Annotated in this window: 19 protein-coding genes; 11 read left to right on the top strand and 8 right to left on the bottom strand. The window is 33.7% G+C overall.

Annotated features, from left to right (window positions below; genetic code table 11):
• Positions 1 to 12 precede the first annotated feature (12 nt).
• From BUA98_RS16215 to BUA98_RS16225, 3 genes are read right to left on the bottom strand one after another with little or no spacing between them, the layout of a single operon-like run.
• Complete coding sequence (locus BUA98_RS16215) at positions 13 to 1,257, bottom strand: NAD(P)/FAD-dependent oxidoreductase (protein WP_072974262.1); 1,245 nt, start codon at positions 1,255 to 1,257, stop codon at positions 13 to 15.
• A gap of 33 nt (positions 1,258 to 1,290) precedes the next feature.
• Entirely contained in the window at positions 1,291 to 1,599 is a 309-nt protein-coding gene (locus BUA98_RS16220; RefSeq protein ID WP_072974264.1) for a 2Fe-2S iron-sulfur cluster-binding protein, read from the bottom strand.
• A 42-nt stretch (positions 1,600 to 1,641) separates the two neighbouring features.
• A complete protein-coding gene (locus BUA98_RS16225; protein ID WP_072974266.1) occupies positions 1,642 to 2,799 on the bottom strand; it encodes a cytochrome P450 in 1,158 nt (385 codons plus the stop codon).
• A 710-nt stretch (positions 2,800 to 3,509) separates the two neighbouring features.
• Between BUA98_RS16225 and BUA98_RS16230 the strand changes: the two genes are divergently transcribed.
• A complete protein-coding gene (locus BUA98_RS16230) occupies positions 3,510 to 5,603 on the top strand; it encodes a carbohydrate-binding protein (protein ID WP_072974268.1) in 2,094 nt (697 codons plus the stop codon).
• A 362-nt stretch (positions 5,604 to 5,965) separates the two neighbouring features.
• On the opposite strand, the gene BUA98_RS16235 is transcribed toward BUA98_RS16230, so the two are convergent.
• The 4 genes from BUA98_RS16235 to BUA98_RS16250 form a co-directional block, all read right to left on the bottom strand.
• Positions 5,966 to 8,530, bottom strand: a complete 2,565-nt coding sequence (locus BUA98_RS16235; RefSeq protein ID WP_072974269.1) for a glycoside hydrolase family 2 protein — start codon at positions 8,528 to 8,530, stop codon at positions 5,966 to 5,968.
• A gap of 72 nt (positions 8,531 to 8,602) precedes the next feature.
• Entirely contained in the window at positions 8,603 to 9,745 is a 1,143-nt protein-coding gene (locus tag BUA98_RS16240) for a CaiB/BaiF CoA transferase family protein (RefSeq protein WP_072974271.1), read from the bottom strand.
• A gap of 20 nt (positions 9,746 to 9,765) precedes the next feature.
• A complete protein-coding gene (locus tag BUA98_RS16245; RefSeq protein WP_072974273.1) occupies positions 9,766 to 10,908 on the bottom strand; it encodes a CaiB/BaiF CoA transferase family protein in 1,143 nt (380 codons plus the stop codon).
• Positions 10,909 to 10,995: 87 nt separating this feature from the next.
• A complete protein-coding gene (locus tag BUA98_RS16250; protein ID WP_072974275.1) occupies positions 10,996 to 12,150 on the bottom strand; it encodes an ABC transporter substrate-binding protein in 1,155 nt (384 codons plus the stop codon).
• 240 nt (positions 12,151 to 12,390) lie between these two features.
• Between BUA98_RS16250 and BUA98_RS16255 the strand changes: the two genes are divergently transcribed.
• The 10 genes from BUA98_RS16255 to BUA98_RS16290 all read left to right on the top strand — a co-directional run bounded on the left by BUA98_RS16255 (position 12,391) and on the right by BUA98_RS16290 (position 23,619).
• Positions 12,391 to 13,161 (top strand): IclR family transcriptional regulator, encoded by a 771-nt coding sequence (locus BUA98_RS16255; protein WP_072974277.1) that lies wholly within the window; start codon positions 12,391 to 12,393, stop codon positions 13,159 to 13,161.
• Between the two features lie 439 nt (positions 13,162 to 13,600).
• The gene (locus BUA98_RS16260; RefSeq protein WP_072974278.1) at positions 13,601 to 16,693 is read left to right on the top strand and encodes an FG-GAP-like repeat-containing protein; all 3,093 of its coding nucleotides are present in this window, start codon (positions 13,601 to 13,603) and stop codon (positions 16,691 to 16,693) included.
• A 427-nt stretch (positions 16,694 to 17,120) separates the two neighbouring features.
• Positions 17,121 to 17,891: an enoyl-CoA hydratase/isomerase family protein gene (locus BUA98_RS16265; protein WP_072974280.1), complete on the top strand. Its 771-nt coding sequence runs from the start codon at positions 17,121 to 17,123 to the stop codon at positions 17,889 to 17,891.
• Between the two features lie 9 nt (positions 17,892 to 17,900).
• The gene (locus tag BUA98_RS16270; protein WP_072974282.1) at positions 17,901 to 19,358 is read left to right on the top strand and encodes an aldehyde dehydrogenase family protein; all 1,458 of its coding nucleotides are present in this window, start codon (positions 17,901 to 17,903) and stop codon (positions 19,356 to 19,358) included.
• Positions 19,359 to 19,449: 91 nt separating this feature from the next.
• Complete coding sequence (locus tag BUA98_RS16275) at positions 19,450 to 20,481, top strand: L-rhamnose/proton symporter RhaT (RefSeq protein ID WP_072974284.1); 1,032 nt, start codon at positions 19,450 to 19,452, stop codon at positions 20,479 to 20,481.
• Positions 20,482 to 20,685: 204 nt separating this feature from the next.
• Positions 20,686 to 20,940, top strand: coding sequence for a sulfatase-like hydrolase/transferase (locus BUA98_RS22605; RefSeq protein ID WP_262987437.1), 255 nt, complete (start codon positions 20,686 to 20,688; stop codon positions 20,938 to 20,940).
• Positions 20,903 to 22,504, top strand: coding sequence for a sulfatase-like hydrolase/transferase (locus BUA98_RS16280; protein ID WP_262987438.1), 1,602 nt, complete (start codon positions 20,903 to 20,905; stop codon positions 22,502 to 22,504). The genes BUA98_RS22605 and BUA98_RS16280 overlap by 38 nt, the downstream gene beginning before the upstream one ends.
• Before the next feature lie 199 nt (positions 22,505 to 22,703).
• Complete coding sequence (locus BUA98_RS22410) at positions 22,704 to 22,880, top strand: hypothetical protein (protein WP_159433478.1); 177 nt, start codon at positions 22,704 to 22,706, stop codon at positions 22,878 to 22,880.
• Positions 22,881 to 22,981: 101 nt separating this feature from the next.
• Positions 22,982 to 23,176 carry a glycoside hydrolase family 3 protein gene (locus tag BUA98_RS16285; protein ID WP_072974285.1) on the top strand — a complete coding sequence of 65 codons (195 nt, stop codon included), beginning with the start codon at positions 22,982 to 22,984 and terminating at the stop codon, positions 23,174 to 23,176.
• A complete protein-coding gene (locus tag BUA98_RS16290) occupies positions 23,173 to 23,619 on the top strand; it encodes a fibronectin type III-like domain-contianing protein (RefSeq protein ID WP_072974287.1) in 447 nt (148 codons plus the stop codon). Before BUA98_RS16285 ends, BUA98_RS16290 begins: the two co-directional genes overlap by 4 nt.
• A 174-nt stretch (positions 23,620 to 23,793) precedes the next feature.
• Here BUA98_RS16290 and BUA98_RS16295 read toward each other — a convergent pair whose 3' ends face one another.
• Positions 23,794 to 25,950, bottom strand: a complete 2,157-nt coding sequence (locus BUA98_RS16295; protein WP_072974289.1) for a T9SS type A sorting domain-containing protein — start codon at positions 25,948 to 25,950, stop codon at positions 23,794 to 23,796.
• Positions 25,951 to 26,157 lie beyond the last annotated feature (207 nt).

A 26,157-nucleotide genomic window follows, 5' to 3' on the forward strand; every position in this document is an offset into this window, starting at 1 on the left:
TTTAATGACGAATTAAAGAAATAAATTTTCTAACTTAAATTCAGTATTCAAATCAGACAACTTTAATTTATCAATTAATTTTCTTTCTTTTATAGCTTTAGTTCCATAAACGTAAGCTTTTGCATTATTAACTGCATCAACAGCGAGCAACTCATTATCTTTGAAATACCAAACAGAAAATTTAATAATCTCTCCTATTTCTGTTCTTATTACAACATTATTATAGCCCGTTGACAAACCAACTATTTGTAATTTAATGTCATACTGGTCAGACCAAAACCAAGGAATGGTATCATACCTATTATTCTGACCAACAATTGATGCGGCGGCAATTTTGGCTTGATCCACTGCATTTTGTACCGATTCTAATCGAATAAAACGATCATAATGCGGATTATAATGAAACGTACAGTCACCAATTGCATAAATTGAGGGGTCACTAGTGCAATTGTATGCATCTACTTTTATTCCATTGTCAATTTCTAAACCAGCATCTTGCGCTAACTCTATATTCACTCGAATTCCAACGCCCACAACAATGCAATCAGCGATAAAAGAAGAACCGTCAGAACAAAAAACAAAATTCTCCGAACCCTTAGCTTCAATATGCGTTACATTTTTATTTGTTAAAATAGAAACATTATTTTTAGCATGTAATTCTTGAAAAAAATCAGACATTTGTGGAGCAGTAACTCTAGACAAAACTCTTTCTTCTCTTTCTAATATAGTAACCTTAGCTCCCATCTTATGTAATGAAGCCGCAGTCTCTAAGCCGATGTACCCTCCTCCTAACACTACAACTCGCTTGTTTAAGCAATTATTAACTGCATCACGAATAGCTGTAACATCTGCAGCAGTGCGCAATGAAAATAAATTTGAAGCATTCTCTAAACCAGAAAGTTCTGGAATAAAAGCGCGTGCTCCAGTTGCTATAACAAGTTTATCATAACTTTGTTGTGTTGCATCACTAAGAGTTAGTGTTTTATCGATCCGGTTTATTGACAAAACAGAAAGTCCTAATTGTAGTGTAATATTTCCCTTTTGATAACTTTCTTCCGATTTTAAAAGATTTTTATCAATACCATCTTTACTTGTTAAATATGCTTTTGATAAAGGTGGGCGGTGGTACGGCAAATGGAAATCTCCATCAATCAATCGAATCTCTCCTAGCCACCCTTGCTGACGCAAAGCAAATGCAAAATTGACCCCAGCATGACTAGCACCAATAATTACACAAACATTATTATTTTCTTTCATCGTTTAAATTGTGGTATTTCATTTAACATCGTTTTATCTGACCACTTGAAATACCACTCCATCAATTGCTTCCGATACTTCAATCTGGCAACACAAACGACTAAACTCATTTGCGTCATCATCTAATTCTAGCATGTCTTTTTCTATTTCGCTTGCTGGACCTGTTTTCAAAAGATCTGCTTCGTTTAGATAAATATGACAAGTAGCACAAGAACAAACGCCACCGCAATCACCATCAATTCCTTTTACATTTGCCTGTTTTGCCAACTCCATAACAGAACCCGAAGTACCTTCTACAACAATACTCTGATTGTCCTTTGTAATAAATGTTATTTTTGCCATTCTTTTTATAAAGTGTTATTTATTAATTATTTGTTGCTAGGATTATAGTGCAGTAAATTTTACTCTAATGGAGTCATAACCCACTTTACGTTTAAATTCTCCTAATTCTTCTATATTTTCTTTACAATCTAGTATTGCAATCGATTTTACTTTCTGAGACAAAGCCATTAATAGAATTTTCATAATCTGACGTGCATGTGTAGCACCCAAACAATTGTGGTGACTAAATCCGAAACTCACATGAGGATTCATTTTTCGATCTAAAACAACTTCATTTGGATTTTCAAAAGTAGTCGCATCACGATTTGCAGAAGCCCAACATAAAGAAATTCTAGAATCAGCTTTTATTGCATGCTCACAAACTGCGGTGTCTTTAGTTACGACCCTTCCCATTTGTGTCAAGGGTGCAAAATAACGAATCAACTCCTCGACCGCTTTGTTTATAATTTCAGGCTCATCACGAAGCTTTTCTAATGATTGCTTATGCTCAGCAAAATAGGCAATACTATTAGTTACAGCATTAATTACTGTATCTCGCCCACCTGCAAAAGTTAAAATCATTACACCTTTTACCTCTTCTGCCGTAAGCTTTTTTCCATTTACCTCAGATGCCAAAAGAACAGAATACAAATCTTCTCCCGGATTTTGAATTGCTTTTTGAATTTGTTGGTCTATATAATTATACAAAATCAATGCTTTATCCCCATCTAGCGCCACACCATCACTTCTAAAAACGTGTGTTCCCCAGGAAATCCAGGTTTGTGCTTCTTCAAACGGAATATTTAACAACAAAGTCAATGCATTAGATTGTAAGCATAATGAAAAATCCGCAACAACTTCTATAGCATCTTTTACAAGTACAGCATCGACAATATCATTTATTTGTTTAGTCAACTTTTGTTCATATTCTGACTCCAAAGGACGCTTAAACCAAGGTTCTAAAATCGCTCTAAAATCACCGTGTAAAGGCGGATCTAGTTCGAACGGAATTTGACGAATATTGCGAATAGCAACTTCCGATGGTATAACAATGCGACCTGGTGTTGCGCCTGATTGAAAAGTATCCCAACTGTGTGCTGCTTTTCGAACATCTTTTAATCGTAAAAGCATGGTTACTGGGTCATTTTGATCATCCATTTCGCCATAGCCTTTTGATATACGGGCATCTTGAAATGGATCTGGTAATGAACTTTTTTTCATAATATTTGAAGTATAATTTGAATGACTGAGCAAGAAAAAAATTGACAAAAAAAAACGGTATCCATCTAAGTTGTTTTGGACAAAAGTTTGTAGTTGAAACAACTTTGACAAAGAAAAATATAATTGAAAGAGTACAATTTCTGTATTTTGACCAATTAATACTGTATTTTGTTTGAATTATACTTTATCAACATAAAAATAGGTTAATAAAAACACTTATCTCGATTAACTATTTATAGTAGTCATTTCTCCTTTATATGTGTAACGCACTATAAACAAATCATATTGAACTAAAATATAAAATCGTGTAGTCCTAGTGGAATTATCCCTCTTAACTAAAAGCAAACCATCTTTTTCGAATCTTCTATATTTAATAAGCAGTAGTGGTAAGAATGCATTTCATTTTAAAATACTTTAAAAAACGATTCAATTCGCTTAGAGGTAACAATATTTTCCTATTTCGTAGAAAAATATTGTTTTTTTTTGTTTTCAATAAAAAAAAACAGTTTTTAAAATCAAAATGACATTTGTATAGTTTAAATCTAGTTAACTATAAAACTACACAATAAAGGGCTCAAATCTTATTTACTAAGGGTATATAACTAGACTATAGTTTTTTAATTCAAAAATAAGCAACAAGTATATATTTGAATGATTTTTCATATTTAATTAAGAAATATATTAGCTATTAATTAATCAAATCATAACACATGGAAACACTATTAAATCAACAAAAAGTTTTAATTAAACACCATTTTATTACATTAAAACTAAAAACAATTGCATTTATCTTCTCATTATTTTTAAATTTTAACGCAAATGCACAAGAATGGGCATCAGTACCCGTACCCGCAAATGCAGGATCTGGAAAAAGCTGGCAATTGCAGGCAGATGTTTCAGATGATTTTAATTACACCTTTAATGCAACCAATCAAAAAACAAATTTTGGAAGTAATAAATGGTATAATTTTTATCATAATGCTTGGGATGGTCCAGGCACAACCTATTGGCAGTACAATCACGTGGCCGTAGATGGTGACAACCTCTCTATTAAAGCTTCCCGAAACACAAGTACAACTAAAATGGGGGTACAAGGAATAAATTCTGGATGCATCACATCAAACAAAAAAGTTCTATATCCGGTGTATGTTGAAGCAAGTGTGAGTGTGGCAAATATTTCATTGGCATCAGATGTTTGGTTGTTAAGTCCTGATGACACCCAAGAAATAGATATCATAGAGTGTTATGGTGGCGTTGATAACGGAAATGCTTATTATGCGAAGGACATACATCTAAGTCATCATTCTTTTGTTAGAAATCCATTTCAAGATTACCAACCACGTGGTCGTAATACTTGGTGGACAAGAAGTGACATTACAACATCATGGGGAGACTATTGTTGGAATGGAGGAAACAGAAAATATATTCAAATTGGTGTTAACTGGATTGGTCCAAAACATTTTGAATATTATATCGATGGTCAACTCGTTCGGGTGTTATATGAAAAAGCATGTGCTACAAAAAAAGGAAATACTTGGTATTATACTTATCCCTCTATGAACAGTGGTGTGCTAGTTTTTGATGCAGATGGGTATCAGAAAGAAAATCAGTTTGCTACAGGTTCTTCTTATTCATTTACAACTTTACAACAAGCAAGTAATACTTCAACAGTTAATGTTATTGATCCGTATAATTTTCAAGGAGGTTCCGGTTTCACAAAAGAACTTGACATTATCATAAATGTCGAATCTCAAGACTGGCACGTTGCTGCTGGAAGAACTCCAGGAAATGCTGAATTGAATGACCCTTCAAAAAACACAATGAAAGTAGATTGGTTGCGCGTTTATAAACCAGTAACTTCAGGAGGTAACAGTGCGGTGAATGGTATCACAATGACACCTTCAGCTCTATCTTTAGCAGTTAATACTACTGGGAATTTAACGGCTGCTATTTCTCCATCTACTGCCACCGTTAAAACAATGACTTTTACTTCTAATAACGTCGGAATTGCTACTGTCAATCAAAGTGGTGTAGTTACTGCCAAAGCAGTAGGAACTGCAATAATAACAGCACAATCAACAGATGGAGGATTTAAAACAACCTCAACAGTAACCGTTTCAAATACTGCTACATCATCAATTGTAATAGAGGCAGAGAACTTTACTTCTACTGCAGGTACTTACAACGATGGCTTTGTACCTTATGGAATGGGCAAAAGTTCAGTAGGAGTAAATTATGTAAATAAAAATGATTCTGCGCAATATACTATTAATGTAACCAAAGCGGGAGCCTACACAATTACTTATAGAATCTCAACACCATCTAATAATGCTACTATATCATTTTATGTAGATAATGTTCTTATTAGCAGTGATAACGTAGTTAATAATGGACAATGGGATAATTATCAAACACTTATCGCAACCAATAAACCAAACCTTACTATTGGAAGTCATACCGTGAAAATTATAGCATCAGGGACTAACGATTGGCAATGGAATCTGGATAAAATAACTTTATCAAGCAGTTCTACTCAAAAAAAAACAAATTCGTTGAAAGCAGAAACTACTGATTCTATTTCTGAAACAGTGATTTATCCTGTGCCAGCGGACAATGTACTGTTCTTTGACAGTATCGAAGTCATTAAAGCGATTAAAATTTATGATTTGACGGGTACATTTATACAAGATGTTAAAGAAGTAACCAATCCTATTAGTATTGGCAATTTAAACAATGGTATTTATGTTCTAGAGCTTATTTCTGACAAATCTATTAAAACAAAACGTTTTATAGTGAAGCATTAGTATTTTAATTTCAATACTATCATTTCACACTACCAATCCTTTTTTCCCCCTCAACCTACTTAAAAAATAAATAAAAACCACCTCTAAATTATTCTAAAATGGAGGTGTTTTTTTTAAAAAAAATTGCCTTTTACAAAAAAAAATGAAAAAATTTGAAAACAGTATAATTCTTTATATATAAATACTAACTGTTTTAAACTAATTAATCATATAGATTAACTCAATAATCTATTTTTAAACTAATACAATGTAAAAATTTATATTCATTTAAATCAAAAGTAAATTTCACAATCGTTAATTGATAAAAAAAACCGCCTCATAACCAATTAAGGTTTGAGGCGGTTTTTACTTATATCTTAAAATTACTTTTTAACTTTCAACTCATATCCACTTGCTCTAGGAATCTGAGTTTCGCTTTCATAATCTTTACCATTTTCACGAGTAACATCATCAAAGAAACGGTAATAATTACCATATCCGTATTTAGATTCTATTTTAACTCTTTCCCCTTTTTGAACTTTGAACTCAGCTGTAGCTTTTTGTTGATCGCCGATTAAGAAAAAGTAATCATTTTTAGAAATTACTACTCCTTTTTTATCAGTTAATTCTAGTTCAACAAAAAACTTTTTATCTACTTTAGAAAGCACATTAGCCGAAATATCTATAAACTTTTTGGCGCTATTTTCAGTAATCTTTCCGACTTTGTACGTTTTGTTTTCGAGAACGACACCAGCATCATTTTTAATTGTAAATTTTACTTCACAAGACTCATAAGACTCATATAAGTCATTTATGACCCATATACCGCCTTTAAACTCTTCTTTAGTACTCCATCTTCTTTTCTTGAAATCAAAATTAACAAGAACTGGCTGGTATGCTTTTTTCACAAAGAAATAAGAGTTCTTAGGTTTTTGATAATTATCAACAATTCCCCATTTCATATCAGGCCAGTAAGTAATAAAGTGACATAAAGCAATGCCACTTAAACTTGGCTTATGGCGTCTGAAATATTCTATTCCATTCTGAAAAATTATTCCTTGAGCATCTTGTGATGCATTAACAAATTCTTCTAAACTGCCTAATTTTTCATCGCCAAAAACATCCCAATTTTGCATTCTTAAATGAGTAAGATCTGCCCAGTGATGTCCCCAACTTAGTCCAGGAGGCCACATTTCATTTTTTGGAATGAATTTTTCCAAACTCTCAACAGATGGTACCGAAGTAATAGCAAACTCAGGAACAATAGGAAAATCTAATGTTTGAAGCCAGTCTTCGTGCAACCACTCACCCATCTCATAAAAATAACGTAACGCATGCACAGCTTCTTTAGGTTTAAAACCTGCTTCTTGGGAAACTTCACATGTCAATGGAGAATCTGGCACGTAGGGTAAATTAGCATAGGCTTGCAAGGTATCTCCCAAACGTTCAAGAAATTCTCTACCAAATTTAGCATCTCTAGTTCTCAGTAACATTTCCTCTCCACCTTCCATCATAATTAGCGACGGATGATTTCTACGTTCCTTAATAACTCTCGCAGCTTCATTAAGTATATCTGCTAATTTATTTTCTTCACTTGGAATATTTCCAGTTCCCATTGGAATCATATCCTGCCAAACGGTTAAACCTGCTTCATCACATAATTGATAAAACTCTGGGATTTCTGGAGGATGCCATCCAAAAATTCTAATATTATTCATATTAGCTTCTTTCGCTAATCGAATTAATTCTTTATACTCTGCTATAGAAGTTCTTCCCACAAAAATATCTGGTGGTCCACCCCAACAAGCCGATCTGATAAAGTGAAATTTATCATTAATATAAGTAGATCTTGGAAAACTTACATCAACATCTTTTTTGAAACCAGGATTCCATTTTGAAGTTACTTCTCTTATCCCAAAAACAGTTTGGTTAAAATCATGATTTACCTTGCCTTCTTTCAAAGAAATACTAGCTTTATACAAATTTGGTTTTCCTAAATCCCATGGAAACCATAACTCTGGTTTATCTACATGTACGCGTTTAATGATCTTATGAATACCTGGAGCAATCGAATTTTCGAAAGAAACATTAATTTCTTTGCTTTCAAAATTGTGTCCCTTCAAGGTAGTCTCAAAGTTCATTTTCTTCACATCTTTAGTCGTGTTTTCGATAGTCAACTCCAAATCGACATCAGCAGATCCATCTTTATTTATTTTTGTTTTTGCATACACATCATCAAAACGCAATTTCCCTGTTGAAATAATTTTTACAGGTCTGTAAATTCCAAAGGGAATCAAATCACGCCAGTAATCTCCAAACCAAGGTGTCTTTTTTCCTGCCACCAAAGCATTCACTTGTGGAGGCGTATCCAATTTTACAACCAACATATTCTTACTGGCCAAAAATTTATTTGAAATACGCAGAGCATGATTTATATCAAACGAAAAAGACGAAAATGCACCTTCATGTTTTCCTAAATAATGGCCGTTAAGCCATACTTCACAACCATAATCAACACCTTCAAAGACAAGTTTTACCACTTGATCCTTAATCTCTTCGGTTACATTAAATTGTGTTGTGTACCACCATTCGTACTGTTGTACCCATTGCGCTTTCACACTATTTCTTCCAAAATATGGATCTTCGATGACTCCTGCTTTCCATAAATCGGTGTAAACATCTCCAGGAACTTGAGCATAATTCCATACCAAAGTTTCAATATCCTCTGGTGGTAAATTATTCAAACCTTTTTTAATCCCTTCCCCTGGCAGCATCATTTTCATTGTCCAGTCAAATCCACTTAAATCACGAACTAACTGGCTATTTTCTTTGTGCGATTTCATTGTATTGGGTTGACTCCAAACATGTCCACTCTGAACTAGTACGAAACAAGCCAGTAGCACTGCCCGTACCCAATTTACATTCTGCAAAAATTTATTTATTTTCATATTTTATTAATTTATAAGACATTTATTTTATGTGATTAAACAGTCATATAATATTTATTTCAAACCTAAATATTATGTAATTAATTCTTTTACTATTGCTGCAGTATGCTCTCCTAAAGAAGGAGACCCGACTGTAGAGGTAAAGTATTCCCCATCAATTTTTATTGGACAACGAGTTGTTTTATATTCAAAACCATCGCCCATTTTCACGTTTTGAATCATCTCTAAAATTTTGAAACCCTCATGAGCAAAAAGTTGTTCCCAATCCATCACTTTGGCACACCAAATATCAGCAGGCTCTAGTAAACTTAACCAATGTTCAGTGGTATTGGTAAGTAAATGATTGGCTAGGATTTTCTTGATTTCGTTTCTATTATTAAACCAACTTTCGCGTTCAGGATAATTTGACAAAGCCTCACATCCTATCAACTCTCCAATTAAGGGAATTGCTCCCATAGCTAGTGAAATATAGCCCGATTTTGTTTTATAAATACCGTATGGAGCTCCTAAATACGCATGTGCACTGTTACTCTCAGGACGAATCGTAGGTGCGCCCCCATCATGATAAAAAGTGGTAATAGATTCAAATTGAAAATCAAGTATAGATTCTAACATGCTAACCGACACCTTACTGCCTGCTCCTGTTTTAGCTTTATGGATTAATGCAGCTAAAATGCCTTGAGCCAAATGCGCTCCTGATAAAATATCAACAATTGCTAAACCAACTGGAACAGGACCATCACTTATTTTTCCGTTTAACCACGTTAAGCCAGAAAGTGATTGCAATAATAAATCCTGACCAGGTTTTGTTTTCCAAGGACCTTCTTCGCCATACCCTGAAATATTTGCATAAATAATAGATGGATTTATGTTTTTAACAGTTTCATAATCTAATCCCAAACGTTCCATTACTCCAGGTCTAAAATTATGAACAAGTACATCTGCTTTTTCAATTAACTTTAGTACTTGTTTTTTATCCTCTTCCACTTTTAAATCAGCTTGAAAACTTTCTTTATTTCTATTAATAGCTCTAAAAACAGAGGATTCTCCATTTAAAATCACATTAGAAACATATAGTTGACGACAAATATCCCCAGTCTCTGGACGCTCTACTTTAATCACTCTAGCACCTAAATCGGCTAACCTTAAACTAGCTGATGGTGCCGACAAAAACTGGCTCAAATCAACTATTAATATATCTTGTAATGGTTTCATTTTTTTTTAAAATATAAGGTTTACAAATTGAATTCTTTCTTTAAGTCTTCGGTATGCTGCCCAACTCTAGGAGCTGGTCTTTCAGAAAAAATTCGTTTATCATTCAAACGAATCGGACAACGTAAAGTATGTACTTTTTCACCTGAAAGTAATTTCAGTTTTTGATCCATTTTCAAAATTTTATAACCTTCATCCTCTAGTAATTCACTATAATTATATATGGCGGAGGCCCAAATACCGGCGGGTTCTAAAATATCAAGCCATTGTTGCGTAGTTTTATTTATAAGAAAGGTTTCAAGCACCTCCATGATGTCGTTCCTTTTAGTAAACCAAGCATCTGAATTGGTATAGATACTAATTTCAGCACAGCCTATTACCTCACCTAGTTTTAATAGAGACCCCATTGCAAGAGAAATAAAACCTTTCTTCGTTTTATACACACCGTAAGGCGCTCCAAGATAAGGCTGAGCGGAACCTTTTTCTGCTCTCGCAATTTTTTTATTACCATCATTAAGAAAAGTAGTCAGGGACTCAAACTGTAAATCTAAAGTTGACTCTAATAAACTTACTTCTACCCAAGATCCTTGATTTGTTTTTATCCTTTTGAATAGTGCAGCCAATATTCCTTGTGATAAATGAGAACCTGTTATAATATCCGAAACTGCTGCCCCTACAGGCACAGGATCATCATTTTTATTACCGGATAAGTTTACAAATCCCGACATCGATTGGATTAATAAATCTTGTCCGGGTTTTTTGACCCAGGGTCCCTTAGTACCATATCCAGTAACAGTGGCATATATCATTTGTGGATTAATCATTTTTACTTTTTCATAATCCAAACCAATTTTCTCCATTACTCCTGGACGAAAATTATGAGTCATCACATCAGCTTGTTGAATCAATTTTTTAATGCATTCTAGATCCTCAGGACTTTTTAAATCGGCGGCATACGATTCCTTATTTCTATTTACAGTATGAAAAACCAAACTACTGTTATCTAAGAATAAATTTTTTAGCGCAATTTGTCTTCCTGCTTCACCATGAACAGGACGTTCTATTTTTATGACTCTCGCTCCTAAATCAGCTAACCGCAAACCTGCTGATGGTCCTGCCATAAACTGAGCAAACTCAAGTACTATAATTCCTTCTAGTGGTTTCATTTTTTGATCTATTTTAAATTACTATACTATTAGCATTTACTGTTTTGTATTTTAAAAAAACATTCCCATTTCGAAAATAACTAAAAATTATTCTATTTCTAATGATTTTAAATATAGTTCATTTAGCTGGTTTAATAAAGCAACTTCATCACCGCCATTCATCAAATAATTTCTAATGGGAGCTCCTGCTCTATCTTGAAAATACATGTGCCCATTATACCTAGGGCGTAAAAAGGCTCTGTCTAAGCCAGGTAAAGTATTTTTGAAATAATCACATGTAACAGTATTGGTGTATTCATCTGTCCAAGCTTTTCTGTGACCAGGTTGACCTCCACCATCAAAAAATACTGTTTTTTGACATTCTTCTGAACCTACGTATTCTACGTATTTTATAGCCGTTTCAATTTCTTTAGATTGAGCAGATACTGCCAATCCTGTACCTCCCAAAGTAGAGATTGCTCCTACTCCATTAATTTCAATCATATCATGAAAATGCAATAATTTACGAGCATATCCATTTCGACTATAATTTGAATATCCATAAGCCCAAGGACAATACGCATATTCATCAGTAAGTGTCATTGCTTCATAAACTTTAATAGGATTCCAATCATACATTTTAGGATCCATTTCTACAGCCAAAGCTCTTAACATTTGTAAAGCCTGAACGCCAATTTTTTCACTCACGACATGTTCTTGAGACGCACATACTTCCTCTCCTAAATTACAGCACATCATATAAAAATTCATCAAAGTATCTTGTGGAATTCCTGGCATGATTACTAAACCTTTGTTTGCTAACGTCAATAACTCCTCATAATTCGTTGGAATTTTTAAGCCTTTGGATTCTAAAATGTCAGGGCGACTAGAAGCAACTGGAGTAGCTGCATCAATTGCTAATGCATATTGGTGTCCGTTAGAACTATAGCTAATATGTGAATGTCCTACAGTATGCTCAGCTAAATCGTTTAAGAATTCTTTTGAAAGGTATTGATCTAGAGGCAAAATCACTTTTGTTTTTCCTGCAAAACCTGCCCATGGATGATCGATAACTAACAAATCAAAACGTTTTGCTAATTCATCAATTGGCTCATCTGCAAAGGCTTGTAATGACCTTTTTTGCCATGTGATTTCAACATTTGGATTTAACTCACAAAAGCGTTGTGCAGTTGCTACCATAGAAGTAAACCCTCTACTGTGATTCCAAGTAATTCCTTTTAATTGTATTTTCTCTGAACTCATTTTATTTGTAATCGGTTAATTGGTTTATAAAAAATCATTGATTTATATCTAATCGAAAAATGTTTTGAAGAGAACTATAAGTGATTTTGCTTTATACTGAAAGCCTAAAAAGAACTCTTTTAGTATAGTTTCAAAAGATAAGATTGAAAAATCAAATATTCATATACAAAACTATATTTTATATATGAACTAAACAAGTCTTTAATATTTTTTTTTAAATTTGCTTTAAAATAACACAACATGACTGTCGAACAATTAGTAAAATATAATGCCCCCGCACTTGATAAAGGTTTAGATATTCTCGAATTTTTATCTGCCGAAGGTACACCACAATCTCAGGCTGAAATTGCTCAAGGAATCAAGAAAACACCTAGTGAGATCTATAGAATGCTGGTTTGTTTAGAAGAAAGAGGCTATCTAATTAGAGGTACAAACGCCGGAAAATATAGACTTTCCTTAAAGATGTATAGTTTATCACACCGTCATACTCCATTTGATGAGCTAAAACGGGTAGCACATTATCCGATGCAAAATTTATCCGAAAAAATTAAACAATCTTGTCACTTGAGTATTATTAATAATGATCAGCTCTTAATCATTGCCCAAATGAGAAGTCCAAATGCAGTTTCTCTTTCTATAGAAGAAGGAACTCACTTCCCATTGGCTCTGACCACATCGGGTAGAGTTTTTCTATCCTTGTTTACAGACGAACAACGCAACGATTTTTTAAATCGTGATATACATTATAGTAAATGGAGTACTAAAGAACAGAAAGAGTTTGTTGCATCTATCTTGCAAGTTCAAAAAGACGGCTATAGATACGCACAAAGCAAAATTACGAGCGGTATAACTGATTTTGCCGTTCCGGTAGGTTTACATGATTCTGATTTACAAGCAGTGTTAGCAGTTTCTGTGTTTACGTCTAGTATTGATAATGAAATTTCTAACGAACAAATCATAAATGCTCTCAAAGAAGCACAAGCTGAAATCAATAAATTGATTGGTGGGTAGTTCATAGGTATTTCGTCTTAACTCAATTATTGTTTTCTAAATCAAAGTCCAAAAGCACAATGTCCCAAGCAATGTGCTTTTTTTATATCTCCAATTCTCTCTTTTAAAACACCACTTACTCAAATACTACATCTTTTGATAACTGCTGTAGTCAATTTACACTTGCCGAAGTTTATTTACACATCTTGTAATAAAACAACTTAAAAAATACCAAAAAAGCTTTTTTTATAGCTAATTGTACGATTGTTCAGTTTATGTCTAGGAGCTGTCAGTTACTATATAAGTGTATAATTATACTTTTACCCTTAGCTTTTTCGGATTCATCAGATTATACTTCATGACCTACCTTTTTAAATAATTAAACTCTAACCAATAATCAGAGTGTAAACTAATATCTAAAAAAAAACTAAGCTTTCTAATAATTATAACCTTAAATTTTATGAAAATCAAATCAGTACAACTACTTCAAATTTTACTCGTCCTTTTTGTAGTTATCTCTTGCGGAGAGACAAAAAATCTTACAAAAACCCTTGAAGTTGCTCCTTCAAATCCTATAACAGTAGATTATAAAACAACAGGAAACTTGACAAAAAAAATCATTTTAAATATTACGAATCCTGGAGATTATGCTGGTTTGAGTGTTTTTGCTGATAATGTTCTTTTACTTGATGATTTTGATATTCCTATTAAAGGCGCGCAGCAAGTTACGGGTATCGTTACATTTTCTAAAGAAGGGGATACAAAAATCAGATTTGAATCGTTAGATCAAAAACTGACTATAAATAGTTATCAATTTGAAGGTTGTTCTGAACTGCAATTACCCATTTTTAAAGACATCTCAGTACAAGCCGGTTTAGAAAAAGCAAATTCTATTAAATACGGTGGTCCTTCGGTTGCTGACATTGATAATGATGGTGATTACGATTTTATAGTAAACAATCACAATGCAGAGCCAAGTAAGCTCTATTGGAATAATGGTGATGGAACTGTGACTAAAGACGAGGAAAAACTTGCCCGATGGTTTAAACAAGATTTACATGGAACTGCTTTAGGTGACTATGATAACGATGGCGATCTTGATTTAGTGTTAACCCAAGGAGGTGGTAATGGTAAAGCACCTTCAACAGACATTTTTTACCTTAATAACAACAAAGACTTTATGATATATACTGGCGATGTTGGTATTGATAAAGGGGGACGCGGACGAGGTGCCAGATGGATTGACATGGACTTAGACGGTGATCTTGATTTGCTATTGTTTAATGAGTCAACACTTACATTTACCAAACCACAACATTTTTTTTACGAAAATAAAGGCGATGGGACGTTTGCCTACAAATCGGTAAATGGAATCCAGGACATAGAAGAATCTCGTGTTCTTGTTACTGATTTTAATAATGATAAAATAGATGATATTATATTTTATAGCCCGATGTCATTCTGGAAAGGAAATGGTGATTTTACTTTTACAGAAGTTAATACTATAATTCCTAAAGAGATTAGTTCGCTATCACACATTATGGCAATAACAGATATTGATATTGATAATGATGGTGATCTAGATTTGTATTTAGCGCAAGGAAATTTGTTTGAGCATGGAAAAGGAGAGACTCCTTCGCTCGATTTTAATCCACTTACCAAAGAATTAGCCTTAAAAACTAGAGCATATAAAGATGTAGATGCCTTTGATTTTACTGCAGATGGTACTATAACAATAGATAAATATTATTACTTAGCACAAGGCGCTTTTTTAAACAAAGATTATCCTATTTTCTTAGGAAAAAATAAAATTTCCAAAAAATTAAATTCTGGTGAAAAATTAGACATTAGTCCCGAAATGGCAATAGGTTGGCCAGATGACAGATCTGCAGATGGTTTCTATTTAGGGCATCTAGGAAATTCAAAATGGAAAGCCGCATTGGTTCGTAATGGTGATATTTTTTGGCAATACCGTTTTAGTCTTTTAGGTGTGAGTAGTGTAACTCCTAAATTTGTTCCACAAAACAGAAATCGTCCCGATATTCTTCTTAGAAATGATGGAACAAAATTTACTGATGTCTCTAAAGAATGGAATATACCTCAAGGCGGAAATGCACTGGGAGTTACTACAGGCGATTTTAATAATGACGGATATCAAGATCTTTTTATTTATCGATGGGGACGCGTTGGCGCAAGAGTGTCTGATAATATGCTATTGAACTCAGGAAAGAATTCATTTGAAGCTACAACCATGCACGGTGCAAATGATGTTGGTGGCCCTGGAAACGGAGACATGGGGCAAGCATTTGACTTTGATTTAGATGGGAAGATTGATTTATTAAATGGTAGCGAAGGTGGTGAATGGTATTTGTATAAAAATAATACGCCACAGCAAGGTAATTACGCTTTAGTTAGAGTGGGCTATTCTCCTAAATCGCACATTGACCCCATTTCTGCTGAGGTAATTGTAACCACAGCTACCAAACAATACCGCAAAAGAGTTGGCTCTGCTGGAGAGGTATTCTCACAAAGTTTACTGAATATTATTCACTTTGGACTCGGAAAAGAAACCGAAATAAAAAGCATTCAAATCAGATGGAGAAATGGCGAAACTGCCGAATTTAAAAATAAAGCAGCTAACAATAAGTACGATACTGATAAATTAGATCCTGAATCTATAACTATCAGCCCCTTAAAAATTCGCAAAGGAACAAGCGCAAAACTGTCACTAGAAGTAACCCCTAAAAATGCCGTGAATGCCGTTACTTGGTCATCTGATAATGACAAAATAGCAACTGTTGATGCAAACGGAATTGTGACTGCACTAGGAACACCTAATCAAACTGCGGTTATTACAGCGACTAGTAAATCAAATGGAATAACAAGTCAGACTACTATTGCAATTACAGAATGGACACCACTACCTGTGACTTCTATTAAAATTGAAGCAAAGGAATCAACTTTTTACACAGGACAAAAAACTGCTTTGACTGCAATTGTATCACCCGAAAATGCTGACAATGCTAGAGTAAATTGGACTACTGAAAACTCTAAAATTGCAACCGTAGATAGTAACGGAATCGTAAACGCAATTGCTACAGGACAAACTACAATACAAGCATCTACAGCTGATGGGGCGGTGGTTTCAAAAATTCCTTTTGAAGTAGTACCATTTATTAATCCATTTATTAAAATCACCAACAAGGAACAATTAAAAAGCCAAACCTTAAAGGTTGGAGATGATTTTAAAGTAACCGTAAATTATAATGCCGGCTCAGGAAATCGGGTTATAGCAGCAGACGAAGGCGGAATTCGTTTTTGGTTGCGTCATTTTCAGAGTCAATGGATTCCTGTAAAAGATGTAGTCCTTATTGATACTGATGCCTTAAAAACAGAATCTGGTAGTGCTACTAAAACATTTTCATTGAAAGGCTTAATTCCAACAAAAGACTTACCAGAAAATCATTTTTATCAATTAAGAGTTGGTTTTACTTCTAGCGATGGAAAATCCTATAATGATGAAATTTTGCCTTTGGAAATTGTGGCTGAATAATAGTATATAAGGTATTTTAAAAATGAATTCTGATCGATAAATCAGTTTAAAAGTCTTTAGTATATCATCCATGCATACAATATTAATGGTTAAAATAATTGGATTGACCTAATTCTGGTCAATCCAATTAATAAATAAAGAATACCATTTTTTTATTTAGCTTTTTTTTACAATACCATTTTTAACTATTCAGTGGCTAAATTACTAAGCTCTTTTATTTTTTATTTTTTATTTAAAATATTGTGAGTGATTTTTTAAGTTTTTTGAAATGATTACTATCGCATTTTAAAATTATCAGACAAAATCTTAGCAACTCAGTAACTCAGAATCTTAGTAGTTACTCCTATTTATGTGTTTTAAAAAAAGAATTGTATAATTCATATATAAATTATATTTTTACATATAAACATATCTCAACAACTACAACATGGAATCTATTGCGTATTCACAAAATGGTGCTCACGTTACCATTACATTAAACAAACCACCAGCAAACAGTTATGAATTAAGTTTTTTGACAGCTCTTGGTAACATTATTGAAACAATCAATCAAGACCCAACTTGTAAAATTGTATTAATTAACAGTGACTCTGAAAAGTTTTTTTGCGCTGGAGCAGATATCAAAGTCTTTGGAAATAATACGGTCGAACAAAACAAAGAAATGGTTGTTGCAGCTCGTAGAGTCTGTCATTTAATAAATACTAGCTCTAAAATATTTATAGCCGCTTTTAGAGGACACATCTTAGGTGGCGGATTAGAATTGGCCATGGCCTGTGATATACGTCTCGCTGCTGAAGGTCAATACCTAATTGGTCTTCCTGAAATTAAATTAGGACTAATCCCTGGAAACGGAGGAACGGTACGCTTAATTAATCTTATTGGTGCCAGTCGTGCTATGGAATTATTAGTTACAGGAAATACAATTACGGCAACTACTGCACATCAATACGGACTAATAAACCATTTATACCCTACTGCTACTTTTGAAGAAGAAGTCAACAAATATTGCAGCACATTGGCATTAGGTGCCGGTGAAGCTATGGCAAGTATCAAAAAATTTGTATTACAAAGTCAAGGAATGAGCACTGCTGAAGCTTTAAATCTAGAAACTGCATTAGTTAATCCTTTGTACGAAACACCAGATGGAATAGAAGGTTTTCAAGCCTTTATAGAAAAAAGAACCCCTAATTTTAAATAAATCATAAGTATGAGTCAAAACATAAAACATTACAAATGTTACATTAACGGAGAATGGCTTGAGTCTTCTTCTCGTGACAATATCGAAGTACAAAACCCAGCAAACTTAGAAGTTTTCGCCACAGTTACTTCTTGTTCTAAACAAGATGTACAATATGCATTAGAAAGTTCAGAAAAGGCACAATTGGCTTGGCAACTGACACCAGCACACCAAAGAGCATTGTATTTAATTGCTATTGCAGCTAAATTAAAGCAAGAGCGCGATCATTTTGCTAATTTATTGGTTTTAGAGCAAGGAAAAACATTTGCAGAAGCTCAAGGAGAAGTTGATGGCACCATTCAATATTTAACTTATAATGCAGAAGCAGCTCGCCGTATTCAAGGTGCCATATTTCCTTCCGAAGGAAAAAATGAACATCTGGCCATTTATAAGATTCCTTATGGTGTAACTGTGGGATTGTGTGCATTTAATTTTCCGTTAGCATTAATTGGTCGTAAAGTTGGACCGGCTTTGGTTACAGGAAACACTATGATTATTAAACCACATGAATTGACTCCGATTACCACATCTGAATTTTGTCGATTGGTACACGAAGTAGGTGTTCCTAAAGGAGTAATTAATATGGTGGTCACACAAAAGGCTGACGCTGCTTCGTTATTGGTTGAAAGCCCGATAACCAAATTAATAAGTTTAACAGGAAGTACTCGTGCAGGAAAAGGAATTTATAAAGCAGCGTCACAAAATGTCACTGCCTTAACGTTAGAATTAGGCGGAAAAGCACCTTTCATTGTTTGTGATGATGCAGATATAGAAAAAGCAGTTGAAGCAGCAGCTATTTCACGTTATGCCAATTCTGGACAAGTGTGTATCTGTAATGAAATGGTAATGGTAGATGAAAAAATAGCAGATGAGTTTACCGATAAATTAATCAAAAGAGTCCAAAAAATAAAAGTAGGAGATCCTTTTGATAGCACTGTTAATATGGGGCCTGGAGTTAGTTCGTTGGGTCTAGAACGTATTGACGGTTTAGTAAAGAAAAACATCCAACAAGGAGCAGAATTAGCTCTTGGAGGAAAACGTCCTGATGGAGCTTATTTTGAAAAAGGAAACTGGTATGAACCAACCATTTTAACAAACGTAAAAAACGATCATGCAACCATGCAGGAAGAAGTTTTTGGTCCTGTACTACCAATTATGAAAATTTCAGGTTTTGATGAAGCTCTAGAATTAACCAATGCCCGTGAAGAAGGTCTTTCTGCGTATTTATATACCAACAACTATAAGACTCACATGAAAGCAATTGACCAGATGCAAGTAGGGACTATTTTTATCAATCGTAGCATTGTTGGTTATATACAAGGATACCATTCTGGTCACAAAACGTCAGGAATTGGTGGTGAAGACGGTATCTATGGAATTGAAGGTTTTTTACAAAAAAGAACTATTTATATGGATTATAACGATTAAGCATTTGTTACAAATCAGGAGCCATTAGAAGAAAACCAACTCTACCTTTTCTAATGGCTTTTCTATAAACTTAAATCAAAATTATCAAATCATGGGAATTGGAATCTTGTGGGTCTTAATGGCCGCAATTATGCTAGGCTTTTACGCCTTACCTAGTAAGTATATAAAAAATTATGCCATCGAAAATACTTGGGGCATATTTTGGGTTTTGGCCATGTTTGTAGTACCCGTTATTGCTGCTTTTGCATTAGTTAATGGACTATTGGATACATACAGTCAGGTATCTTCTTCCTTATTTATAACAATACTGTTCTTGAGTATTTTATGGGGAATCGGAAATTTATTATGGGGAATTAGCATCTCTAAAATAGGAATGGCATTGGACTTTTCACTTTTAATTGGCGTAGGAACTTTATCAGGTTCGATTTTACCTTTCTTTATGGGAAGTGCTGATCAATTAAATACACCTCGCGGAATGGTGATTTTAGGTGGGATTTTTATAATTATGATAGGAATTATTGCCAATGGAAAAGCAGGTTTATTGCGTGAGAAATTTGAAAATAGCGACAAAGACCAATCAAATACAGATTCTAATAAAATGAGAAATGGTATTATAATTTGTGTTATTGGCAGTATTTGCGCAGCAGGTTTTAATCTTTCGTACCACGTAGCTGATAATTTAGGTCATATTGGTCAAATTTCTCAGGATCAATTTGGTAATGCACCTTGGGTAGCTCGCATTGCAGTGATGCTACCATCATTTATAGGAAGTGGGATTGCTACCGTACTTTATTTCAGTTCTCAATTAACCAAAAATAAAAGTTGGAGAAATTTTAAAACTCCAGAAAGTTCAAAAAATTTTGGGCTTCTACTAATTATGGCATTAGTGTACTGTACATCATTAATAATATATGGATTGGGTGCTTATGAATTAGGTCCACTAGGAACCTCAGTAGGTTTTGCTATTTTTCAAACGGGTTGTATAATGGTGGCGAATCTTTTAGGCTTTTTTACTAGTGAATGGAACAATGCAGGTTCCTTAAGTAAAAACTGGTTGTTCTCTGGATTGTTTATCATGTCCATCGGAATTATCGTAGTCGCTTACGGAAATGCTATTTCTTAAATAATAAAAAATACCACGAATTTGTAATTTCATATCTGTTCCAAATAGCAAAATAATTTAGCGCTTTTGATTACATAAAAACTAAATCTGTTAAGCGAATTACATAAATTTTTAAATGTAAATTAAAAAATAAGTGATGCATATTATCAATCCTTTATAACTAGATCTAATCAATGAAACTATTTCACTTACTAAAAAAAAATTATGAATATAAAAGCTTTGTTTACAATATTTAGTACTGCAATTTTTATGCACGTTACAGCGCAGCAAACAAATATACTATGGATTGTCACCGACGATCAGAGGCCAGATGCTTTAGAATGTTATAACCTTGCAACTAGGGGAGAAAAAGAAAGTGCCTTTGGCTATGTGTCATCGCCTAATATTAATAAGTTAGCTGATGAAGGTGTAATGTTTGTCAATGCTTATACCAATTCACCAATTTGTGGCCCCCTCTAGAGGCTCTATGATTAGTGGCCGATATCCTTTTAGAAACGGGCATTATGCATTTGAACTAAGTCATCAAAATCCAGATTTTATAAAACCCTCTTTCCCTCAGACTTTACAAAGGAATGGGTATGTAACGGCTGCATTTGGAAAATCTGATTCATACATTTATAAATGGGGCCCAGGACAGGGGTTTTACGATGCCGGACATTATAATTACAAAATGCACTTCAAGCATAATTTGCAAAATAACGGTATTGGTGATTTATGGATTGAATGGTTATACAATGAAAATGGTGCTATAAAGGAAAGTGTTCAATATCCAGATGGAGAGTTAGTGAAATACTATATTAAGAAGAATGATGGAGAGATTAGTAAAGAAGATATTGCGAAAAAGAAACAGGTAGACAAAGATTTTGATATTCTTAGGCTCACTGAAGGCTCAGGGATTATTGGCGGAGTTAATCCATTACCTGCAGGTAAGACAATAGACGCTTTAATTGTAAAAGAATTTAAATCATACCTTAGTAATGAAAATACAAAATTTATTACAAGTTGGGGAGAAGAACGCGTAGGTGCGAACCCACAAAAACCTTTAATGCTAAATTTAGGATTTCATTTACCACATACACCCGTATTACCACCTAAAAAATATCGTAATAAGTTTAAAAAAATAAATTATAGAATCCCAACTTTTACTAAAGAAGAATATTCAAAACTTCCTGAACAATTAAAACAAATTTCTAATTGGGGAAGCCTTTCCGAAATGACTAACGAGGAGAAATTACAAGTTATCCAAGATTATTATGCATTTTGTGCTTACGGAGATGCATTAATAGGTGAGTCTGTTCAAGCTTTTAAGGATTATTGCGCTAGAAATAATCAGGAATATTTAATTTTATTCACTGTTGGAGACCATAATTATCATCTGGGAAAACAAGGTAAAACAGAGAAAGCAGGTCCATGGAGACATTCAACGCAAGGTGCATTAATTGTTGTCGCATCAGATAAAGCACAGGTGCCTGCGGGATTAATTCAAAATCAATTAACGGAATATGTAGATATTGCTCCTACAATTTTAAAAACAGCTGGAATAGACATAGAAAACGAACAGTATAATTATTTAGATGGTTATAACTTATATGACTTTATTGGTAACACCACAGAAAAAAGAGATTATATCTTAGGTGAAATAAATGTAATTAGTGGCCCTAGGGCCTATATGAGAACCAAAGATTTTGCATTTTCTATGCGAACAAGACCTTTGAATGACGCTAATCTAAATGATAATATTAAATGGGCCATAATATGTGATGTTGAAGATGCCGAATTAGCAATGTACGACTTAAGGGTAGACTCCAATGACCTTAATAATATTGCTTATACAAATAAGTACGCTGGTTTGGCTCAGTGGTTTAGACATAAACTTGGGACCATTGTGTTAGGCGATGGTCGGGTTGAATGTGATTGGTCTAAACCAAATACATATTCGCTTAGTAATTTCGCACATGGTTCAGATGATAAAAAATTGAATATCCCAGAAGATTTAATTCCACAAATAGTTGAAAATGAATAATACCTGTTGCTAACAATGCATCATAAAACATAAGGGTACAAGTGGTTTACGGAACTTATGTACGTCTAATCAAGCCCGCCAAATTTGCAATTTGACGAGTAGATTAAAAGTTTAAATTTGTGTCTAATCGCAAATTTGGCTCAGTGCAAACATGATAGGTACTTCCATTAAAAACCCCTTACCTTTCATATGCTAGCCGTTGGCAGTAATTTATGCGTACCTGAATGACATGATTTCTATTTATGATGGATTAAAAGCTGAATTTGGTGATAAAAGAGAATTCTCCTATGCACAAGTTGTGTGTGTGGCAGTTTTAATGTTGCAGGAGAAAAATTTATTCCTGAAGCGCTTACAGTCGCTCAAAAGAATGATTTGATAATAATGGTTTTAGGTTAAGAATTTTTTGGATGAGCGGTGAAGGTTGAGGAACCGCCGAATTGCATTTGCCTAGCACACAAGAAAAATTATTAGAGGAAATTGCCCAAAAGCAACAAACCTTTTGTTTCGGTTATAGTTTCAGGTCGACCTTATGTGTTGAAAAAATTAGCAGAAAAATCTGATGCGCTGTTGCAGGCATGGATGCCTGGTACAATGGGCGGAGAAGCAGTTGCTGAAATCATATCGGGAAAATTCAATCCAAGTGGAAAACTTCCTGACCTGTCCTTTTCATGAAGGACAAGTTTCAATTTTTTACAATTATAAAAAAAAGTCATTCCCTTGAATCTGGATCTACAAACAATCGCTATAAGACTACATATCGTGATGTACAAAACAAACCCTTATTCCCTTGTGGTTTCGGATTTAGTTACACCACTTATTATTATTCGGAAATTGCATCGAGTACTGATAAAATGACAAAGAATGGCACTATTAAAGTGACCAACACAAGAAAATTAAAAGGCCGAGAAATTGTACAATTGTACCTTCACGATCAAGTTTGCTCCGTAACTCGAACAAGCAAAGACTTAAAATATTTTGTCATCTTAGATTTAGAACCTGGCGAAACTAAAACTGCCATTTTTGAAATCACTCCGAAACAACTTGAATATATAAGTATTGATTATAAAAATAAAATGGAAAACGGAAATTTTACCTCATTTTTCGGTAAGATTTAAAAGGAAACGAATAAGGTCGAATTTAAATTAATACCCTAACTAATTTGCATTTATTTGATGTAAAAATTATTATTCAGATTATTTAAACGAAAAAAAATTACTCTTAATAAATTATTAAAAAAGCCGAATTTGTAACTATCAAATTCGGCTTTTTCACAAAGTTGAAACTATAAATTAATTTACGATCAATTTAGTTCTAGCTAACTTCTTATTATCTTTTTGAATTACAACAATATAAATTCCTTTACTTAAACTATTAAGTTTTACATTAGTATTTAACTGATTTAGTTTTTCCTTATGAACAATACTTCCTTGTATAGAATAAATATAGGCAACAGAATTCAGTAAATTTTCATCAATTGATATAACTGCTAAACTATCTTTAGTTGGATTAGGTGTAATTCGAACCGAATTATCATATTGAAACTCTTTAGTGCTCAAATGAGTCCCTTCATTATAAACTTGAAAGCCAAGGCTACTTACATTACCACCACTGTCAGGAAACTGTACTGTAACTACATTATTCTCAAGCAAGACATCATAAGGAACAGGAATTTCTAAAACTCCAAAAAAAGAAGTGCGTTGTGTTTGTAAATCTCCTCTAAAATCAGAAGGTAAGGTAATGGTAGTATTATTTACTTTTACTATTGGAGTCAATGATTTACCATGATCTCTCCCTATTCCTAAACGCAATACTGCTGAACCCGAAGCGCTTTTTATAATTCCATTTACAGTATAACTAAGCGCCGTGTTAGCCACAACAGGTTTCAAATAAGTATCTGAATAATATTTTGTTTCCTCAATAACTTTATCCAAAGTCAATGAATTTGCAAATCTATATTCTAAAACCACATTGGTTTCAGGTTCTAACGTAAGAGACGTAATAGGGTTAGTAATAGTTGTTTCTTGTAAATCAGTCATAAGACTAGCTGAAACCGTTAGATATCTTTTTACAATTTGAGTAATATTTTCGTTTTTGTTGTCAAATAAATTTAAGTTAATTGTTTTAGACACTTGTTCAAGGTTGTTAATAATTACGTATCCTTTATCACCATCAACATAGGCTTTAACTAAAATATCTGGATCATCGGATTTAATTTCTACGCGGGTTCCTTTTACATTTTTCCATTGTTGCCAAAACTTAACAAAATCAGTATAAACCCATTGTCCTGTGTAACTTTCAGGCTCATTCTCTTTTCGCATTAACCTACTACCATAAGGTATACCAGTGGTAGTATTATACCCCCATTCTGCTTTTACTACGGCAAAAGGAATAGCACTAACAATAGTATTAGGTCTTTCAAGAAATGTCATTAACATAGAGTTAAATGATTTAATATTCAGCCAATCCCTATAGGAACTCCATTGCTGGTTGTTATAATCATGTGTTTGTGCTCCATATTCAGAAATTATATAAGGCTTAACACTCCCTAAAGAAATGTAGCTATACTGATCCATCATATCAAAAGTTGCTTCCATATAACTTCCGGAACGCATTTGTCTTTTTCCTCCAATAGTTGGAAAATCATATAAATGAACCGACCAATAATCCATGCTTGTACCTGCAATATCACAAAACATTTTGTCTCTATTTGTCCATTTCTGAAAATTATTCACTTCATAATTAGGAAAAGCATTTGTATAGCCCGCAATTTTGGCATTTGGTACTTCTGCTCTTATTGCACTCGCAACAGTAACATGAAAATCAGCAATTTCTTTTATTGAATTGGAAGATTCATTAATCCCACCTAATAAATCCCAATCAGGTTCATTAACAATTTCAACAAATGCGGGGTAATTAGGTCCCTCTCCTCCATTAAATGCTTTAATAAATTTTCCCATATATTCACCCGTAGCAGTCCCATTAGCTAAATACCAACCTTTTCCTGTTGGTTTGCTATCAGTTCCCGTCCAGAAAGGATACAATTGACCGCATAGAATTAGGTTTTTGCGGCTTTCATATTGCTTTAAAGCAGGTTTTGCTTTAAAATTATTTATGTGGTTAGCGCCTTTAGCACTAATATCACTTGGACTCGCAAAACCAGGTCGTAAAGGATCTTGGGCTACTGTATTTAAGGTGTATGTAATTAAGCCTGTTTCACGTCCTAAATAAACATCATAACCATTAAGAAAATCATCGCGTAAATCTGCAATTTGATTATCACCATCCCATTCCGCTTCGGTTTGGTTGGCGTGAATGGTCATAAATTTTGATCTCTCAAAAGTAGATACACCCCCAACGGTGTGTTTAACATTCCAATTTACATCTACTTTTACTTGTGCATAAAAAGCAGTTGGAATCAAAAAGAATATCAAAAATTTCTTGTTCATATATAAAATTTTAAATGAATTTAAATGAATATAAAAATCGGATATTTAAACTTGTTACCACAGCAATGCAACTAGATAAAAATAGACAACCGCTAAAAGTTTGCTTTTGTTGAGCGTAACCCTCCGTACACTCCGGTTCAGGCTATCCGTTCCCGCTTTTTTGTCTTGCAAAGAACAAGGCAAAAAAGAGCTCCACTGCTATCCTTT

The organism is Flavobacterium saccharophilum (assembly GCF_900142735.1).
GTDB lineage: Bacteria > Bacteroidota > Bacteroidia > Flavobacteriales > Flavobacteriaceae > Flavobacterium > Flavobacterium saccharophilum.

What these genes read in the sequence shown, in the direction of transcription:
- BUA98_RS16215 (WP_072974262.1), bottom strand. Translation starts at nt 1,257, where the DNA reads ATGAAAGAAAATAATAATGTTTGTGTAATTATTGGTGCTAGTCATGCT.
- BUA98_RS16220 (WP_072974264.1), bottom strand. Translation starts at nt 1,599, where the DNA reads ATGGCAAAAATAACATTTATTACAAAGGACAATCAGAGTATTGTTGTA.
- BUA98_RS16225 (WP_072974266.1), bottom strand. Translation starts at nt 2,799, where the DNA reads ATGAAAAAAAGTTCATTACCAGATCCATTTCAAGATGCCCGTATATCA.
- BUA98_RS16230 (WP_072974268.1), top strand. Translation starts at nt 3,510, where the DNA reads ATGGAAACACTATTAAATCAACAAAAAGTTTTAATTAAACACCATTTT.
- BUA98_RS16235 (WP_072974269.1), bottom strand. Translation starts at nt 8,530, where the DNA reads ATGAAAATAAATAAATTTTTGCAGAATGTAAATTGGGTACGGGCAGTG.
- BUA98_RS16240 (WP_072974271.1), bottom strand. Translation starts at nt 9,745, where the DNA reads ATGAAACCATTACAAGATATATTAATAGTTGATTTGAGCCAGTTTTTG.
- BUA98_RS16245 (WP_072974273.1), bottom strand. Translation starts at nt 10,908, where the DNA reads ATGAAACCACTAGAAGGAATTATAGTACTTGAGTTTGCTCAGTTTATG.
- BUA98_RS16250 (WP_072974275.1), bottom strand. Translation starts at nt 12,150, where the DNA reads ATGAGTTCAGAGAAAATACAATTAAAAGGAATTACTTGGAATCACAGT.
- BUA98_RS16255 (WP_072974277.1), top strand. Translation starts at nt 12,391, where the DNA reads ATGACTGTCGAACAATTAGTAAAATATAATGCCCCCGCACTTGATAAA.
- BUA98_RS16260 (WP_072974278.1), top strand. Translation starts at nt 13,601, where the DNA reads ATGAAAATCAAATCAGTACAACTACTTCAAATTTTACTCGTCCTTTTT.
- BUA98_RS16265 (WP_072974280.1), top strand. Translation starts at nt 17,121, where the DNA reads ATGGAATCTATTGCGTATTCACAAAATGGTGCTCACGTTACCATTACA.
- BUA98_RS16270 (WP_072974282.1), top strand. Translation starts at nt 17,901, where the DNA reads ATGAGTCAAAACATAAAACATTACAAATGTTACATTAACGGAGAATGG.
- BUA98_RS16275 (WP_072974284.1), top strand. Translation starts at nt 19,450, where the DNA reads ATGGGAATTGGAATCTTGTGGGTCTTAATGGCCGCAATTATGCTAGGC.
- BUA98_RS22605 (WP_262987437.1), top strand. Translation starts at nt 20,686, where the DNA reads ATGAATATAAAAGCTTTGTTTACAATATTTAGTACTGCAATTTTTATG.
- BUA98_RS16280 (WP_262987438.1), top strand. Translation starts at nt 20,903, where the DNA reads ATGCTTATACCAATTCACCAATTTGTGGCCCCCTCTAGAGGCTCTATG.
- BUA98_RS16290 (WP_072974287.1), top strand. Translation starts at nt 23,173, where the DNA reads ATGAAGGACAAGTTTCAATTTTTTACAATTATAAAAAAAAGTCATTCC.
- BUA98_RS16295 (WP_072974289.1), bottom strand. Translation starts at nt 25,950, where the DNA reads ATGAACAAGAAATTTTTGATATTCTTTTTGATTCCAACTGCTTTTTAT.